Origin of the sequence: Christiangramia sediminis, assembly GCF_020552705.1 — a bacterium.
Lineage (GTDB): Bacteria > Bacteroidota > Bacteroidia > Flavobacteriales > Flavobacteriaceae > Christiangramia > Christiangramia sediminis.
In genome coordinates this window covers 464,973-479,484 of record NZ_JAJBZG010000005.1, presented here as the reverse complement: position 1 = coordinate 479,484, position 14,512 = coordinate 464,973, and the positions used below count along the sequence as shown (strand labels likewise).

Annotated in this window: 13 protein-coding genes; 9 read left to right on the top strand and 4 right to left on the bottom strand. The window is 36.6% G+C overall.

Going from position 1 to position 14,512, the window contains the following annotated elements:
- Positions 1–45 precede the first annotated feature (45 nt).
- The 4 genes from LGQ90_RS11575 to LGQ90_RS11560 all read left to right on the top strand — a co-directional run bounded on the left by LGQ90_RS11575 (position 46) and on the right by LGQ90_RS11560 (position 2,829).
- Complete coding sequence (locus LGQ90_RS11575; RefSeq protein WP_229341233.1) at positions 46–1,725, top strand: glutamine--tRNA ligase/YqeY domain fusion protein; 1,680 nt, start codon at positions 46–48, stop codon at positions 1,723–1,725.
- Positions 1,726–1,851: 126 nt separating this feature from the next.
- The gene (locus LGQ90_RS11570; RefSeq protein ID WP_229341232.1) at positions 1,852–2,226 is read left to right on the top strand and encodes a YtxH domain-containing protein; all 375 of its coding nucleotides are present in this window, start codon (positions 1,852–1,854) and stop codon (positions 2,224–2,226) included.
- A 7-nt stretch (positions 2,227–2,233) separates the two neighbouring features.
- Positions 2,234–2,596 carry a phage holin family protein gene (locus tag LGQ90_RS11565; protein WP_229341230.1) on the top strand — a complete coding sequence of 121 codons (363 nt, stop codon included), beginning with the start codon at positions 2,234–2,236 and terminating at the stop codon, positions 2,594–2,596.
- Positions 2,593–2,829: a DUF6327 family protein gene (locus LGQ90_RS11560; protein ID WP_229341228.1), complete on the top strand. Its 237-nt coding sequence runs from the start codon at positions 2,593–2,595 to the stop codon at positions 2,827–2,829. The genes LGQ90_RS11565 and LGQ90_RS11560 overlap by 4 nt, the downstream gene beginning before the upstream one ends.
- Before the next feature lie 89 nt (positions 2,830–2,918).
- On the opposite strand, the gene LGQ90_RS11555 is transcribed toward LGQ90_RS11560, so the two are convergent.
- Together LGQ90_RS11555 and gltX are read right to left on the bottom strand one after the other, a co-directional pair.
- Complete coding sequence (locus LGQ90_RS11555; RefSeq protein ID WP_229341227.1) at positions 2,919–3,881, bottom strand: SPFH domain-containing protein; 963 nt, start codon at positions 3,879–3,881, stop codon at positions 2,919–2,921.
- A 116-nt stretch (positions 3,882–3,997) separates the two neighbouring features.
- Positions 3,998–5,515 carry a glutamate--tRNA ligase gene (gene gltX / locus LGQ90_RS11550; RefSeq protein ID WP_229341226.1) on the bottom strand — a complete coding sequence of 506 codons (1,518 nt, stop codon included), beginning with the start codon at positions 5,513–5,515 and terminating at the stop codon, positions 3,998–4,000.
- Positions 5,516–5,631: 116 nt separating this feature from the next.
- Here gltX and LGQ90_RS11545 point away from each other — a divergent pair, with 116 nt between their 5' ends.
- The 5 genes from LGQ90_RS11545 to LGQ90_RS11525 all read left to right on the top strand — a co-directional run bounded on the left by LGQ90_RS11545 (position 5,632) and on the right by LGQ90_RS11525 (position 12,860).
- Complete coding sequence (locus LGQ90_RS11545; protein ID WP_229341225.1) at positions 5,632–8,883, top strand: DUF4175 family protein; 3,252 nt, start codon at positions 5,632–5,634, stop codon at positions 8,881–8,883.
- Positions 8,864–9,295, top strand: a complete 432-nt coding sequence (gene ybeY, locus LGQ90_RS11540; RefSeq protein ID WP_229341224.1) for an rRNA maturation RNase YbeY — start codon at positions 8,864–8,866, stop codon at positions 9,293–9,295. The genes LGQ90_RS11545 and ybeY overlap by 20 nt, the downstream gene beginning before the upstream one ends.
- A 19-nt stretch (positions 9,296–9,314) precedes the next feature.
- Positions 9,315–11,186, top strand: a complete 1,872-nt coding sequence (mnmG, locus tag LGQ90_RS11535) for a tRNA uridine-5-carboxymethylaminomethyl(34) synthesis enzyme MnmG (RefSeq protein ID WP_229341223.1) — start codon at positions 9,315–9,317, stop codon at positions 11,184–11,186.
- 85 nt (positions 11,187–11,271) lie between these two features.
- On the top strand, positions 11,272–12,105 hold the full coding sequence (locus LGQ90_RS11530; RefSeq protein WP_229341222.1) for a class I SAM-dependent methyltransferase: 834 nt from the start codon (positions 11,272–11,274) through the stop codon (positions 12,103–12,105).
- 197 nt (positions 12,106–12,302) lie between these two features.
- Positions 12,303–12,860 carry an OmpH/Skp family outer membrane protein gene (locus tag LGQ90_RS11525; RefSeq protein WP_229341220.1) on the top strand — a complete coding sequence of 186 codons (558 nt, stop codon included), beginning with the start codon at positions 12,303–12,305 and terminating at the stop codon, positions 12,858–12,860.
- Positions 12,861–12,931: 71 nt separating this feature from the next.
- Here LGQ90_RS11525 and LGQ90_RS11520 read toward each other — a convergent pair whose 3' ends face one another.
- Positions 12,932–13,327, bottom strand: a complete 396-nt coding sequence (locus tag LGQ90_RS11520; protein ID WP_229341218.1) for a DoxX family protein — start codon at positions 13,325–13,327, stop codon at positions 12,932–12,934.
- Positions 13,328–13,329: 2 nt separating this feature from the next.
- Positions 13,330–14,487 carry a DNA polymerase III subunit gene (locus LGQ90_RS11515; protein ID WP_229341216.1) on the bottom strand — a complete coding sequence of 386 codons (1,158 nt, stop codon included), beginning with the start codon at positions 14,485–14,487 and terminating at the stop codon, positions 13,330–13,332.
- Between the last annotated feature and the right edge of the window lie 25 nt (positions 14,488–14,512).

Below are 14,512 nucleotides of genomic sequence, written 5' to 3'. Positions count from 1 at the left end.
TTCGATTTAAAATTTGATAAATTTGCCTTCTATTTTAAATCAGTTATGGCGGAAGGAAAAAAGTCGCTCAATTTTATTGAGCAAATTATAGAAGAGGATCTAAGTACTAATTATAAAAAAGAAGACCTGAAATTCCGGTTTCCACCGGAACCAAACGGATATCTTCACATTGGGCATGCATCTTCAATTTGTCTGAATTTCGGACTTGGAGAGACTTATAATGCTCCGGTAAATCTTCGCTTTGATGATACAAATCCGGCGAAAGAAGAGCAGGAATATGTAGATGCCATTAAAAAGGATATTGAATGGCTTGGTTTTACTTGGGCAAAGGAATGTTATGCATCAGATTATTTTCAACAGCTTTATGACTGGGCGGTAGAAATGATCAAAAATGGTGATGCTTATGTAGACAGTCAGACTTCCGAAGAAATAGCGGAACAGAAAGGAACTCCTACCCAACCGGGAAAAGAAAGTCCATTTAGAAATCGTTCCGTAGAAGAAAATCTTGATCTTTTTGAAAAGATGAAGAATGGCGAAACACCTGAAAAAAGGGATGTGTTACGTGCTAAGATAGATATGGAGGCCTCGAATATGTTGATGAGAGATCCTGTGATGTACAGGTGTTTGCATAAAAGCCACCACCGTACCGGCGGAGACTGGAAGATCTATCCTATGTATGACTGGGCACATGGAGAAAGTGATTTTATAGAACAGGTTTCACATTCATTTTGTACCCTGGAATTCTTACCTCACCGTGAACTTTATAACTGGTTTATTGAAAAAGTTAGCAAACCAGGAGATTTTGAACCGAAACAACGCGAATTTGCCCGAAGAAATTTAAGTCATACAATCGTTAGTAAGAGAAAATTACTTCAACTGGTTGAAAAAGGATTTGTAGAATCATGGGATGATCCAAGAATGCCAACTATTTCCGGTTTAAGAAGAAGAGGTTATACTCCGGATTCAATTAGGAAATTTGCCGATTCTATCGGAGTAGGGAAGAGAGAGAATCTAATTGATGTATCTCATCTTGAATTCTGTGCCAGGGAGGATCTAAACAAAACTGCACCACGTGTAATGGGGGTTCTAGATCCCGTTAAACTTGTGATCACTAATTATCCTGAGGGAGAAGAAGAATGGCTGGATGCTGAAAATAATCCTGAAGATGAGTCTGCAGGCAGCAGAAAGGTTCCATTTTCCCGTGAACTATATATCGAAAGAGAAGACTTTAAGGAAAGTGCAAACAGGAAATTTTTCCGTTTGACCCTGGAAAAAGAAGTAAGGCTTAAAAATGCCTATATCATCAAGGGCGAAAGTGTAGTAAAAGATGCTGATGGTAATATTACTGAGATCCACTGTACCTATGATCCAAAGAGTAAAAGTGGTAGTGGTACCGAAGAATCTTTGAGAAAAGTGAAGGGAACATTACACTGGGTATCGGTTAAGCATGCTATTGAAGCTGAAATAAGGCTTTATGACCGTTTGTTTACCGAGGAAGCTCCAGATGCTGTAAAAGACAGGGATTATCTTGATTTTGTGAATCCTGAATCCTTACAAATAGTTACAGGATACCTCGAACCCAGCCTTAAAGATGCTAAAGAGCAGGATAAAGTACAGTTTCAACGTATAGGATATTTTTGCGTGGATAGAGATTCCACTGTCGAGAAACCAGTTTTTAATAGAACTGTTAGTTTGCGTGATTCCTGGGCTAAGATCAAAAATTAGTTTTATACTAATTTCCTTTAAGAATAATTTAGCATAGGATTTTTAACATATTAACCGGTTATTAACAACGAAAGGTAATTGCATCTGTTATCTTTGGGAGAATAATAACTTAAAATTCAAAAACTTATGGCAAGTACAGGAAATACCCTTTTAGCATTAATTACAGGAGCGGCTATCGGGGCCGGAGTAGGATTACTCTATGCTCCAGATAGCGGCGATAAAACGCGCAAAAAGCTTAAAAAGGATGCTCAACAAACCCGCGATAATCTCAACAAACGTTATCACGAAACGAGTTCTAACCTTAGTGAGAAAGCTAAAAAGGCAAGGGTAGATTTTGAAGTGAGATTGGAAGAAACTCTATCTTCAGCCAGTCATAAAGCAGATGATATTTTAGCTGCTATGGAAACGAAACTTGAGGAATTAAGAAAACAAAATGCTAAATTGCAAAAAGATAAATCAAGCAAATCTGGTGGAAAATCACCTGATAAGGCTGTAGTATAATCTTTATATGGCATTTGAAAAACTATCCAACAGTGTTCATGATTTAAATAATAATATTCAGTCTTACATGCAAAGTAATTCTGAATATTATAAGCTTAGGGCCTTTAGGCAGGGAATGAAGGGAGCAACATCCTTAGTTCGCTTCCTGGTCATGGGTTTTCTTTTAAGTACTGCTGGTATAATGCTTTCTTTTGCTGTTGCAATTGTAATTAGCGAGGCAATAGGGGTCCCAAGTTCCGGTTATTTTATTGTCGGAGGCTTCTATATGATAGTCTTTGTTCTTATTTTTATCTTCGGAAAAGAGCCTATTGAAAAGTTAATTCTAAGAAAATTCTCAAAATCAGTTTTTAACGATACCGACGACGAATGAGAGTATATTCATCTTTTGAAGAAATAGACAAGGATCTTAAGATCCTAAAACTGCAGACAGAGATAGATAAGGAAGAGATTAAACTTAGTTTAGATCAAACCAAAGAAAGCTTGTCTCCTATGTCGCTTATGCGTAATGCCTTGGGTTCTATTGCTCAAAAAGCATTAATTCTTAAAGCGGTTTCAAAAATTATGGGAGTGAAGGACGTCGCCACCTCGAACAGAAATAGATAAAAAAATATATGTAAGATTAAAAAGCCTCCAATTGGGAGGCTTTTTTTATTGAATTTTATATGTAATTTCCATCTTACCTTAAGGAAAGCTTACTCATTTTTATCCTTAGGTTTATTTTTCAATCCCTCTGACTTTTTTAGGTTCTGTTCCTTCATAGCCTCCCCAATTTGATTGGAAGCCGTAAAGGAAGCGACCATATTATTTAGCATTTCGCTGCCTGCCTGGGGTGAGTTTGGAAGTAATATCAAATTACTGTTTGTTTGCTCTCCAATAGCCTGTAAAGTATCATAGTGCTGGGTTACCACGATCAATGCGGAAGCTTCCTGTGAGTTAATTCCAACATTGTTCAAAACATCAACACTTTCCTCAAGTCCTCTGGCAATCTCCCTTCGTTGATCGGCAATACCCTGGCCTTGTAATCGCTTACTTTCAGCTTCAGCTCTTGCTTTGGCCACAATTCGTATTCGTTCTGCCTCGCCATCATATTCTGCAGCTACTTTTTCTCTTTCGGCGGCATTAATTCGGTTCATGGCTGCTTTTACCTTTTCATCAGGGTCAATATCTGTCACCAGTGTTCTAATAATATCATACCCGTAATCACCCATGGCTTCATTCAATTCCCGGTTTACCGCGATTGCGATGTCATCTTTCCGCTCAAAGACATCGTCCAGCTTCATTTTAGGCACTTCTGCACGTACTACATCAAATACATAAGAAGTTATCTGGTCGTGAGGGCTTTCAAGCTTGTAGAAGGCATCATATACATTATCCTGCCGAACCTGGAACTGCACAGAGATCTTAAGTTTTACAAAAACATTATCCTTTGTTTTGGTCTCCACCATTACATCCAGTTGCTGAACTTTTAAATTTATCCTTCCCGCCACCTGGTCTATCAAAGGAATTTTTAGTTGAAGACCGGAACTTCTAATACTGGTAAATTTCCCGAATCTCTCAATCACTGCTGAGGTTTGTTGTTTTACGATAAAGATTCCCGAAAAAATAATGAGAAGTAAAAAAACTCCCAGAATGGGTAATAACACTAAATTAAGCATGAATTAATTATTAAATTAAGAATGCTTCAATTTAAGCATAAAAGACTGAATCTTTATAAAATAAAAAACCGGCTCCTTTTGAAGAGAAACCGGTTCTAAAATTATTTTGAAATTACTTACTTTAAAGTTTCAATCGCATTCTGAATACGATCTATACTTTCTTCTTTACCGATAAATTCAGCGATTTTATAAAGATCTGGTCCCTGTAAAGCACCTACAAGTGCGATTCTTAAAGGCATCATTACTTTTCCAAAACCTATTTCTTTACTCTTTATCCATTCTTTTACTGCTTCCTGAAGTGGTTCTGCCTTAAAATCTTCAACAGACTTAAGAAATTCTTTTAATTCCTTCATAAGCTCAGAGGTATCCTCTTTCCAGGCCTTTTTTGAATCTTTCGGGTCAAAAGAGGTAGGCGCAATAAAGAAAAAGTATCCCTGCTCCCAGAAATCTTCAACAAATACTACTCGTTCCTTGATAAGTGCAACTACATCAGAAATATATTTTTTATCGGCAGTGATATCTTTTTTTACCAGATATTTTTCAAATTCTCCCGCCAGGAAATCATTATCGGCAAGCTGAATATAATGCTGCTGAAACCACTTTGTCTTTTCAGGATCAAATTTGGCACCTCCTTTATGAACTCTTTCCAGTTCAAAAGCTTTGGTCAATTCTTCTAATTCGAAAAATTCCTGTTCTGTTCCAGGATTCCAGCCTAAAAATGCAAGCATGTTTACCACAGCTTCAGGAAAATATCCTTCTTCTTTGTATCCCGCAGAAATTTCACCCGACTTTGGATCCTTCCATTCTAAAGGAAATACCGGGAATCCCATTTTTTCGCCATCCCTTTTGCTTAGTTTTCCTTTTCCCTGAGGTTTAAGTATTAGCGGAAGATGTGCAAATTCAGGCGCATTCCATCCAAATGCCCTGTAGAGCATATAGTGTAAGGCAAGAGATGGAAGCCATTCTTCCCCACGAATTACATGGGTGATCTCCATAAGATGATCATCTACAATATTTGCCAGGTGATAGGTAGGCATCCCGTCGCTTTTAAAAAGCACTTTATCATCAAGGATGTTTGTATCTATCTCCATCTCTCCACGAATCACATCTTTTAAATGCAAAGTTTCGTCCTGGGGAGATTTAAAACGAATTACATAAGCTTCCTCGGCATCAATTTTTTGCTGAACCTCTTCCTCTGAAAGAGAAAGCGAATTTTTTAGTTTTTGACGGTTATGCCAGTTATAGATAAAAGTTTTACCTTTTTCTTCATGATCTTTTCGGTGTGCGTCCAACTCATCTGCCGTATCAAATGCATAATAAGCATCTCCAGATTCGATGAGCTTTTCAGCATATTCACGGTATTTATCCTTACGCTCACTTTGCCTGTAGGGGCCATATCCCTTTTCTTTTCCGGGGCCTTCATCATAAGGAATTCCGCACCAGTTAAGGGATTCAATAATATAATCTTCAGCTCCTTCCACATACCGGTTTTGATCTGTATCTTCAATTCTCAACACAAAATCTCCGCCGTGTTTTTTAGCAAATAAATAATTATATAAGGCTGTTCTTACGCCACCAATATGCAATGGTCCGGTGGGGCTTGGAGCAAATCTTACTCTTACTTTAGAAGACATATTTTTCTGATTTTTGCTTGCAAAGATACAACCTTATTAATCCAATCCTAAACCTGAAGCTGGCATCCTGAATAAGATCTAATTTTATTGTATTTTTAAGGAAACATTGCTTTTAAATGGAGAATTTTGGATTGGTGCAGGAAAAGCTGGAGGCTTTTATTAAAAAGTATTATCTCAATCTAATACTTAAAGGAAGCCTTTTGTTTATTGCGACTGGTCTCATTTATTTTCTGCTTGTAGTTGGTCTGGAATATCTCTTCTGGCTTTCCACCACGGGAAGGGGTATTTTATTTTTGCTATTCATTCTTGTTGAATTAGGACTTCTCTTCAAATTTGTGGGTATTCCATTATTTAAACTTTTGAAAATTTCCCGTGGAATCGACGAATATCAGGCTTCAGAAATCATCGGAAATCATTTTCCCGAAGTAAATGATAAACTTACCAATTTACTTCAACTAAAAAATAATTCAAAACAATCAGATCTTTTGCTGGCGAGTATAAACCAGCGATCTAAAGAGCTTACTCCAATCCCATTTTCCCGTGCGATAGATTTTAAAAAGAACAGGAAACATCTTAGGTATGTGTTTTTACCATTATTGATCATCATTGGTCTTGTGGTCGCTGGCGAAGCTGATGCTATTACCCATAGTTTTGGGAGGATCTCAGATTATAATAAAGTGTATTTGAAGCCGGCTCCTTTTAATTTTATCATTCAGAATAATGATTTATCGGCCAGGGAAGGGGAGAACTTTAATATTAAGATTCAGACTGTTGGGGATTTTAACCCTGAAATTGTACAGCTACTGGTTAATGGAAATGAAAATTTTATGAAGCAGACCTCTCCAGGAGTTTTTGAATATTCTTTTACAGATCTTAATGAGGATCTTGAATTTCAATTACAATCTAACGAGGTTGTGTCAGAAGATTATATGTTGGAGGTGATAAAAGTGCCGAAATTATTGAATTTTGAAATGCTTCTGGATTATCCTGAATATACTGGAATGAAGGATGAAAATTTATCCGGGACCGGGAATGTAAGTGTTCCAGAAGGAACCCGTATAAACTGGAATTTCATTACTCGTAATGTTGAAACGATCAACTTCAAATTACCAGATTCTCTTATACAGCTTAAGGCTTTAAATAATAAAGCCGTTTTTGAAAGGACACTGGTTACAAATTTGACATATTCAGTGAGTTCGTCCAATAGGCTTATTAAGAATTACGAAAATCTTGATTATACGGTTAAGATCATCAAAGATGAATATCCTGAGATCGCTGTAAGAACTGAAAAAGACTCATTAAATACTGATATACAATATTTTAAGGGGGATATTTCAGATGATTACGGCTTAAGCAGGTTAGAATTGGTATATTATTCTGAAGAAAATAAAGAAGATCCCGAAACCATCAATATCCCGGTATCTAAGGAGAGTTTTGATGAATTCCATTTCAGTTTTCCGGGAAATATTGCGCTTGAAAGCGGTTCAAGTTATAACTATTTCTTTCTGGTCTATGATAATGATGCAGTCAACGGGGCAAAATCTTCCAGGTCTGAAACATTTTCCTATAGAAAAAAATCTGCTGATGAACTGGAGAATGAAAAGCTGCAGGAACAGAATGATGCTATAAAAAATATGGGTGAAAAGTTGACCGAGTTTGAAAAATCTGAGGAAGAATTAGAAGAGATCTCGAGACTTGAAAAAGAAAGAGAAGAATTGAATTATAGCGAAAGAAAGAAGCTAGAGGAATTTTTGAAGCGTCAGAAAAAGCAGAATGAAATGATGAAATCTTATTCTGAAAAACTTAAGAAAAGTTTGGAAGAGAATGAGAATGTAGAAAATTCAACCATGGAAAAGGAATTGAGCAAGCGTCTTGAGAACAACGAAAAAAGACTGGAAGAAAATGAAAGTTTATTGGAGGAACTTCAGAAATATTCAGAAAAGATCCAAAAGGAAGATCTTGGTAAAAAGCTGGATAAACTTTCTAAACAAAATAAAAGCAACCAGCGAAATCTTGAACAATTGTTGGAGCTTACAAAAAGGTATTATGTAGCAGAAAAGAAACAGAAACTTGCCCGGGACCTGGAAAATCTTGCGGAAGAACAGGAGCAACTTTCTGAAGATTCCGAAGAAAATAATTCAGAAAATCAGGAGAACCTTAATGAAAAGTTTCAAGAATTTCAGGAGGAGATGGACAAGCTGGAAAAAGAAAACGAAGCTTTAAAGCAACCAGAGGATTTGAACAGGGAAGAAGAAAATGAAGAGAGCATCGAGAACGACCAGAAGGACGCAAAAGAACAATTAGAACAGAATAAAAAATCTGACGCTCAACAAAAGCAAAAAGATGCTTCCAAAAAAATGAAGCAAATGAGCCAGCAAATGCAAGAATCTGCGATGATGCAGGCTGGCGAGCAACTAGAGGCAGATGCTGAAATGCTTCGACAGATTCTCGATAATTTAATCGTTTTTTCATTTGAACAGGAAGATTTACTGGATGATTTTAAAGACATTCAGCAGAACAATCCGAAGTATGCGGGGAAGCTTAAAGAACAAAGTAATTTAAGGGAAAATTTCAGGCATATTGATGACAGCCTGTATATGCTGGCTATGAGGAATCCCATGGTCAATGAAGTGATTACAGATAAGTTGACCAATGTCGAATTTGACCTTGAAAAATCTATAGAGAGACTTTCAGAGAACGAGATTTCACAGGGAACCGCTAGTCAGCAATATGTAGTTACGGGAGCAAATGATCTTGCGAATTTACTCTACCAAATTCTTGGTTCCATGCAACAGATGATGGCTAATCCCCAGGCAGGAGAAGGAAAGGGAGGAGAGGAGTTCCAGCTTCAGGATATTATTCAGAAACAGGAAAAATTGATGCAGGAGATGAAGGAGGGTACTGAAGGAAAACCCCGACCTGAACAGGAAGGTGAGTCGCAACCGGGTGAAGGAGAAGGCGAAAGTGGGGAACTGTATGAAATCTATAAGGAGCAGCAAATGTTACGTATGCAGATGGAAAAGTTACTGGAAGAAAACGGTGAAAAACCTGGTTATAATCCCACAGAGGAAATGCAGAAAATAGAAGAGCAATTATTAGACAAGGGATTTGATCCTGAGACTGTCAAGAGAATGCAGAAATTACAATATGAATTATTGAAATTTGAAAAGGCATTTAAATTGCAGGGAACAGATGATAAAAGAAAATCTGAAACCAATAGGATCGATTATGCAAACAGTCTTCAGAATCAGATTGATAACGCAAAAGAATATTTTAATTCTACTGAAATTTTAAACAGACAAATCTTACCTTTGCGGCAAATTTACAGAGAGAAAGTAAAGGATTATTTTGGAAAAGGGAGAGATTAATTTTTTTAGCGAGAATGATTTTGTTCTTGAAAATGAACAGGAATATCGTCAGTGGATAGAAAGAGCTATTGAGTCTGAGAAAAAATTTGTTGGCGACATCAGTTTTATTTTCTGTGATGACGAATATCTCCACAAGATCAATCTGGAATATCTTTCCCATGATACCTATACTGATATAATCAGTTTCGACAACACAGTCGGGAATATTTTACAGGGCGATATTTTTATAAGTACGGAGAGAGTCCTCGATAATGCTGAAAATTTCCGAACTCAATTTACAGATGAATTGAAAAGAGTATTAATTCATGGAATTTTACATTTCTGCGGTTTTAAAGATAAAACTGAAAGGGAGAAAGAATTAATGCGACGCAAGGAAGAAGAAAAAATTGAATTGTTCCACGTGGAACAATAGAAAAGAAATAGAATAGGATATGTTCGAAAAGCAGTATGATGTTATTGTAGTTGGAGCTGGGCATGCCGGTAGTGAAGCCGCAGCAGCCGCGGCAAATATGGGTAGCAAAACCCTTCTCATTACTATGAATCTTCAAAACATTGCTCAAATGAGCTGTAATCCCGCTATGGGTGGAATTGCCAAGGGACAGATCGTAAGGGAGATCGATGCGATGGGAGGTTATAGTGGTATTGTAAGTGATACCAGTGCTATCCAGTTCAAAATGCTTAATAAATCTAAAGGACCTGCAATGTGGAGTCCAAGAGTCCAAAGTGATAGGATGCGATTTGCCGAGGACTGGAGATTAAAATTAGAACAAACTCCAAATCTTGATTTCTACCAGGAAATGGTTGCCGGACTCATAATTGAAAAGGATAAAGTTATAGGGGTTAGAACTTCCCTGGGTCTTGAAGTTTTTGGTAAAAGCGTGGTTTGTACAAATGGTACTTTTTTAAACGGACTTATTCATATTGGAGATAAACAATTTGGTGGAGGTAGAGCAGGTGAAAGAGCTGCCACTGGAATCACCAAAGATTTGATAGATGTAGGTTTTGAAGCCGGAAGAATGAAAACCGGAACTCCTCCAAGGGTAGATGGAAGATCCCTGGATTATTCAAAAATGACCGAACAACCCGGTGATGATATTCCCGGTAAGTTTTCTTATTCTGATGAAACCAAACCACTTTCCAAACAGCGTTCCTGTCATATGACTTATACCTCAAACGAGGTTCACGAAATTCTTAAAGAAGGCTTTGATCGCTCCCCGATGTTTAATGGGAGGATCCAGAGTATCGGGCCAAGATATTGCCCTTCAATCGAAGATAAGATTAATCGGTTTGCGGATAAGGACAGACATCAACTATTTGTTGAACCGGAAGGATGGAATACGGTGGAGGTTTATGTAAATGGATTTTCAACTTCTTTACCAGAGGATGTTCAATTTAAAGCTTTACGATCTGTAGCTGGTTTTGAAAATGTAAAATTCTTTAGACCCGGCTATGCTATAGAATATGATTATTTTCCACCTACCCAGTTAAAGCATACGCTTGAAACCAAATTGATTGATGGCCTATATTTTGCTGGTCAGATTAACGGTACTACAGGATATGAAGAAGCCGCTTGCCAGGGAATGATGGCCGGGATAAATGCTGCCCTTAAAGTGCAGGAAAAAGATGAATTTATCTTAAAACGTAATGAGGCCTATATTGGAGTTTTAATTGATGATCTTATTACCAAAGGAACAGAAGAGCCTTATAGAATGTTTACTTCTCGTGCCGAATATCGTACGCTTTTAAGACAAGATAATGCCGATTTTAGATTAACTGAAAGATCTTATAATTTAGGTCTGGCTTCAGAAGATCGAATGAGAAAAATGGAACAGAAAAAAGAGAAATCTTTTAAGTTCGTTGAATTTCTTAAAGATTTGAGTGTGGTTCCTGAAGAAGCAAATCCAGTTTTGGAGAAAAGAAAATCATCTCCAATGAAACAAAGCGATAAAGTGTTTAAAGTATTTTCCAGACCCCAGATCACTATGGAGGATGTGAAGAATTTTAGTGGAGTAGAGGAGTTCATTCATGAAAATGAACTTAATGAAGAGATGATTGAACAAACCGAAATCCAGGTCAAGTATTCCGGATATATCCAAAAGGAAAAAAATAACGCCGATAAACTGAATCGCTTAGAAGATGTCAAAATTCCTCAAAACTTTGATTATTCTAATATCAAATCCATGTCTTATGAAGCTCGCGAAAAGTTGAAAAAAGTTCAACCCGCCACAGTTTCTCAGGCATCAAGGATTAGCGGGGTTAGTCCGAATGATATTTCAGTATTGTTAGTTTATATGGGAAGATAATTATTAGTGTTCCACGTGGAACAAATATCGAGTTGAATTGATTAAAACAAATAAAGATAATTCTCAAATTAAAACTGGATCAAATTTGATTTGCACAGATCACTTAGTGAGTGGAGAAAAATTTGAAATTAAAGAATATCAAAAAGGTATTTTAAGGACGCAGCCTCTTCCCGATAATTTATCTAGATATTACGATAGTGAGGATTATATTTCTCACTCAGATTCTGAAAATAGTCTTCAGGATAAAATTTATCATCTCGTGAAATCTCACATGCTTTCCAAAAAAACAACGTGGATAAGAGGATATATTAAGCAAGGTAGTATTTTAGATTATGGGGCAGGTACTGGAGAATTTTTAAATACCATAAAAAAGTTTCTCTGGAATGTGGAAGGAGTAGAGCCAAATAGCACTGCTCGCGAGCTTGGGATTTTGAAAGGCCTTAATTTAAAATCTGAACTTTCTGAATTGACCAACCTCAATTACGATGTAATTACTCTATGGCATGTTCTGGAACATATTCCCGATTTTGAGATTAAGGTTGCCGAATTCAGGAAATTATTAAAGGATGATGGCTTATTGATAATTGCAGTTCCCAATTACAATTCTTATGATTCAAAATATTATAATGAAAATTGGGCGGCCTGGGATGTGCCCCGACATCTTTGGCATTTTTCAAGAAATGGAATTAAAGAGAAATTTTCTCACCTTGGATTTAGACTAGTGGAAGAAAAACCTCTCAAATTTGATTCTTATTACGTAAGCCTTTTAAGTGAGAAAAATAAACCTGGTAGTTCCAATTTGATTAATGCCTTTTATAGAGGATTTATTTCAAATCACCAAGCAAAACGATCTGGAGAGTATTCTTCTATAACCTATTTCTTTAAAAAAGATCCTGAAACTCATTTTAAAGCGATTTAAGCGGGTTTCATAATCATAATTAGGCAAATTATGCCACGAGATTCAGTTCGTTCATAGATAAGCCTTATAATGTCACTAAATTAATAATGAAAATCTATTTCAATATTTTTTATAATCAAAATTAGTTATAACTAATTTAATTTCTGCTTTTGTACAAAAAATACTTTTATACATTTGCGACTCAAAACGAAAAAATTATGATCAAACAAATTATTGGTGTTGCAGCAATTGCAATTTTGATGGTATCGTGTAATGAACAAAAAACGGCTTACGTTGATACAACAGTTCTAATTAAGGAATACAAGGAGATGAAAGAAGTAGAAGCTAACTTCACTTCCAAGTCTGATTCTGTTAGAAAACAATTAGATGCTGCAGCTCAGGAATTCCAGGCTGAAGTTCAGGAATATCAATCTCAAATGGGTTCTATGTCTGAAACTGACCGTAAAGCCAAAGAGCAGGAATTAATGCAGAAGCAACAAATGCTTCAGCAACAACAGCAGATGGTAGGGAATCGTCTTAGAGAAGAAAGTAATACGGTAATGGATTCTTTGGTAACTAAAATCAAGGACTACGTAAAAGATTACGGTAAGGAGAAAAATTACACTTATATCTTTGGATCTAACGAAAGCGCTAACATTATGTATGCCGAAGAAGGTTTAGATATAACCCAGGATATTCTTTCTGAATTGAACGAAGGATATGATGGAGCTGAAGAAACTGAAACCGAAGTAGAAACGAGCGAAAGCGAAGAATAGTTTGTATTTCAATCAAATAAAAAAGGCTTCAGATTTTTCTGAAGCCTTTTTTATTACATTCTAGTTCCAATTTAACTCAGGATATAAACTCCGAAAATTGAAACTATAAAATATCCGGTAAGTGTAAATGCCCCGGCGTAGTCTTTTGCAATACGTTGGCCAAATAATAGCATTAATAGAGTTACGCAGGCCAGCACGCAGGTATAAAGAGCAAATGTTGAATCATCATAAGCGAAAAGGTGAAAAATCGCCGCTATAGCAAGGATTCCCGTAATTATTTCAATGATCATTATGATCCCGACCATTAGCGGAACCATTCCAGATAATATAGTTCCTGAAAAATGCTCTTTTAACCATCCTGTGTTTCCCTTCCAGTCTGCTGCCTTGTCTATTCCTGATTGTAAAAATGTAATAAGAATAAAGAGAAGGATTAAAATTTCGGGGATGTTAGTTGTTAGATTGTCCATGTTTAAGCTGCTTTTTTATGTAAAAATCTGGTTAGTCTAATTGATAGATCGGTTAGGATTATTTTAGAATTACCGTTTCGTTCAATATGATAAATGGCTGTTTCCAATGCATCGGTTATTTCTATAATATTATTTCCGTGGACATATGGAGCAAAATTTTCAAGTTTAAATTTTTCAGCAGAAGGTTCCAAATAAACCAGTGTTTTTGCCTTATAATTCATTAATAAGGACTGACGGAAAAAATCAATACAATACAGTAGAAAGCTTTTTTGGGTTTCACGTCCCAAAGCCGCAATTTCTTCACTCCATGCTACAAGTTCCAGTACGGTAGATTTATTTCCTTTGGCTTTAAAAGCACTTCTTATCCAGCTTATAAACCAGGCCTCAAATTGTTCGTCTCCGGCATTCTTTCTTAAAATATGAGTAGCTTTTGTATAATCTCCATTTGCCTGATGCGCGATCTTTTTAGCTATAGCCGGATTGCAATTTTCTCTTTTCTCCAGGTTTTCGGCAATATCAGATTCGCTTAACGGAGGAAAGTACAGACTCTGACACCTTGAACGTATGGTTTGAATAATTTGTTCTTCATCTTCAGCAATTAAGATGAAAACAGTATTATTTGGGGGTTCTTCAATTAATTTAAGCAATTTGTTAGCGGCTTCGGTATTCATTTTTTCAGCCATCCAGATGATCATTACCTTAAATCCGCCTTCATAAGCTTTTAAGGATAAAGATTTAACGATATTCTGAGCCTCATCAACTCCAATCTTTCCCTGTTTGTTTTCAACTCCCAGACTTTGATACCAATCATACAGACTTCCGTACGCATTGGTTTTCAGAAAATTTCTCCACTCATCAAGAAAATGAGAAGAAACCGGATGACTTTTTACCTTATCATTGGCTGCAACCGGAAAGGCAAAATGCAGATCTGGATGAGAGAAATTTCTGAATTTCAGATTGCAGTTTGCAGCAGTTTCATCGTTATTCTCTCCCCCGGTGTTTTTACATAAAATATATTGCGCATAGGCAATAGCCATAGGTAAAGCACCACTTCCGGGCTTACCGGTAAAAAGCTGTGCATGCGGAATCCTGTTTCTGTCTGCCGTGGTCGTCAGGTGATTTTTTATATGCGGAAGACCTATTACATCATTAAAAAGCATAGGCAAATATAAAATTATATAAGCT

Coding starts and splice junctions, on each gene's coding strand:
- LGQ90_RS11575 (WP_229341233.1), top strand. CDS start 46: ATGGCGGAAGGAAAAAAGTCGCTCAATTTTATTGAGCAAATTATAGAA.
- LGQ90_RS11570 (WP_229341232.1), top strand. CDS start 1,852: ATGGCAAGTACAGGAAATACCCTTTTAGCATTAATTACAGGAGCGGCT.
- LGQ90_RS11565 (WP_229341230.1), top strand. CDS start 2,234: ATGGCATTTGAAAAACTATCCAACAGTGTTCATGATTTAAATAATAAT.
- LGQ90_RS11560 (WP_229341228.1), top strand. CDS start 2,593: ATGAGAGTATATTCATCTTTTGAAGAAATAGACAAGGATCTTAAGATC.
- LGQ90_RS11555 (WP_229341227.1), bottom strand. CDS start 3,881: ATGCTTAATTTAGTGTTATTACCCATTCTGGGAGTTTTTTTACTTCTC.
- gltX (WP_229341226.1), bottom strand. CDS start 5,515: ATGTCTTCTAAAGTAAGAGTAAGATTTGCTCCAAGCCCCACCGGACCA.
- LGQ90_RS11545 (WP_229341225.1), top strand. CDS start 5,632: ATGGAGAATTTTGGATTGGTGCAGGAAAAGCTGGAGGCTTTTATTAAA.
- mnmG (WP_229341223.1), top strand. CDS start 9,315: ATGTTCGAAAAGCAGTATGATGTTATTGTAGTTGGAGCTGGGCATGCC.
- LGQ90_RS11525 (WP_229341220.1), top strand. CDS start 12,303: ATGATCAAACAAATTATTGGTGTTGCAGCAATTGCAATTTTGATGGTA.
- LGQ90_RS11520 (WP_229341218.1), bottom strand. CDS start 13,327: ATGGACAATCTAACAACTAACATCCCCGAAATTTTAATCCTTCTCTTT.
- LGQ90_RS11515 (WP_229341216.1), bottom strand. CDS start 14,487: ATGCTTTTTAATGATGTAATAGGTCTTCCGCATATAAAAAATCACCTG.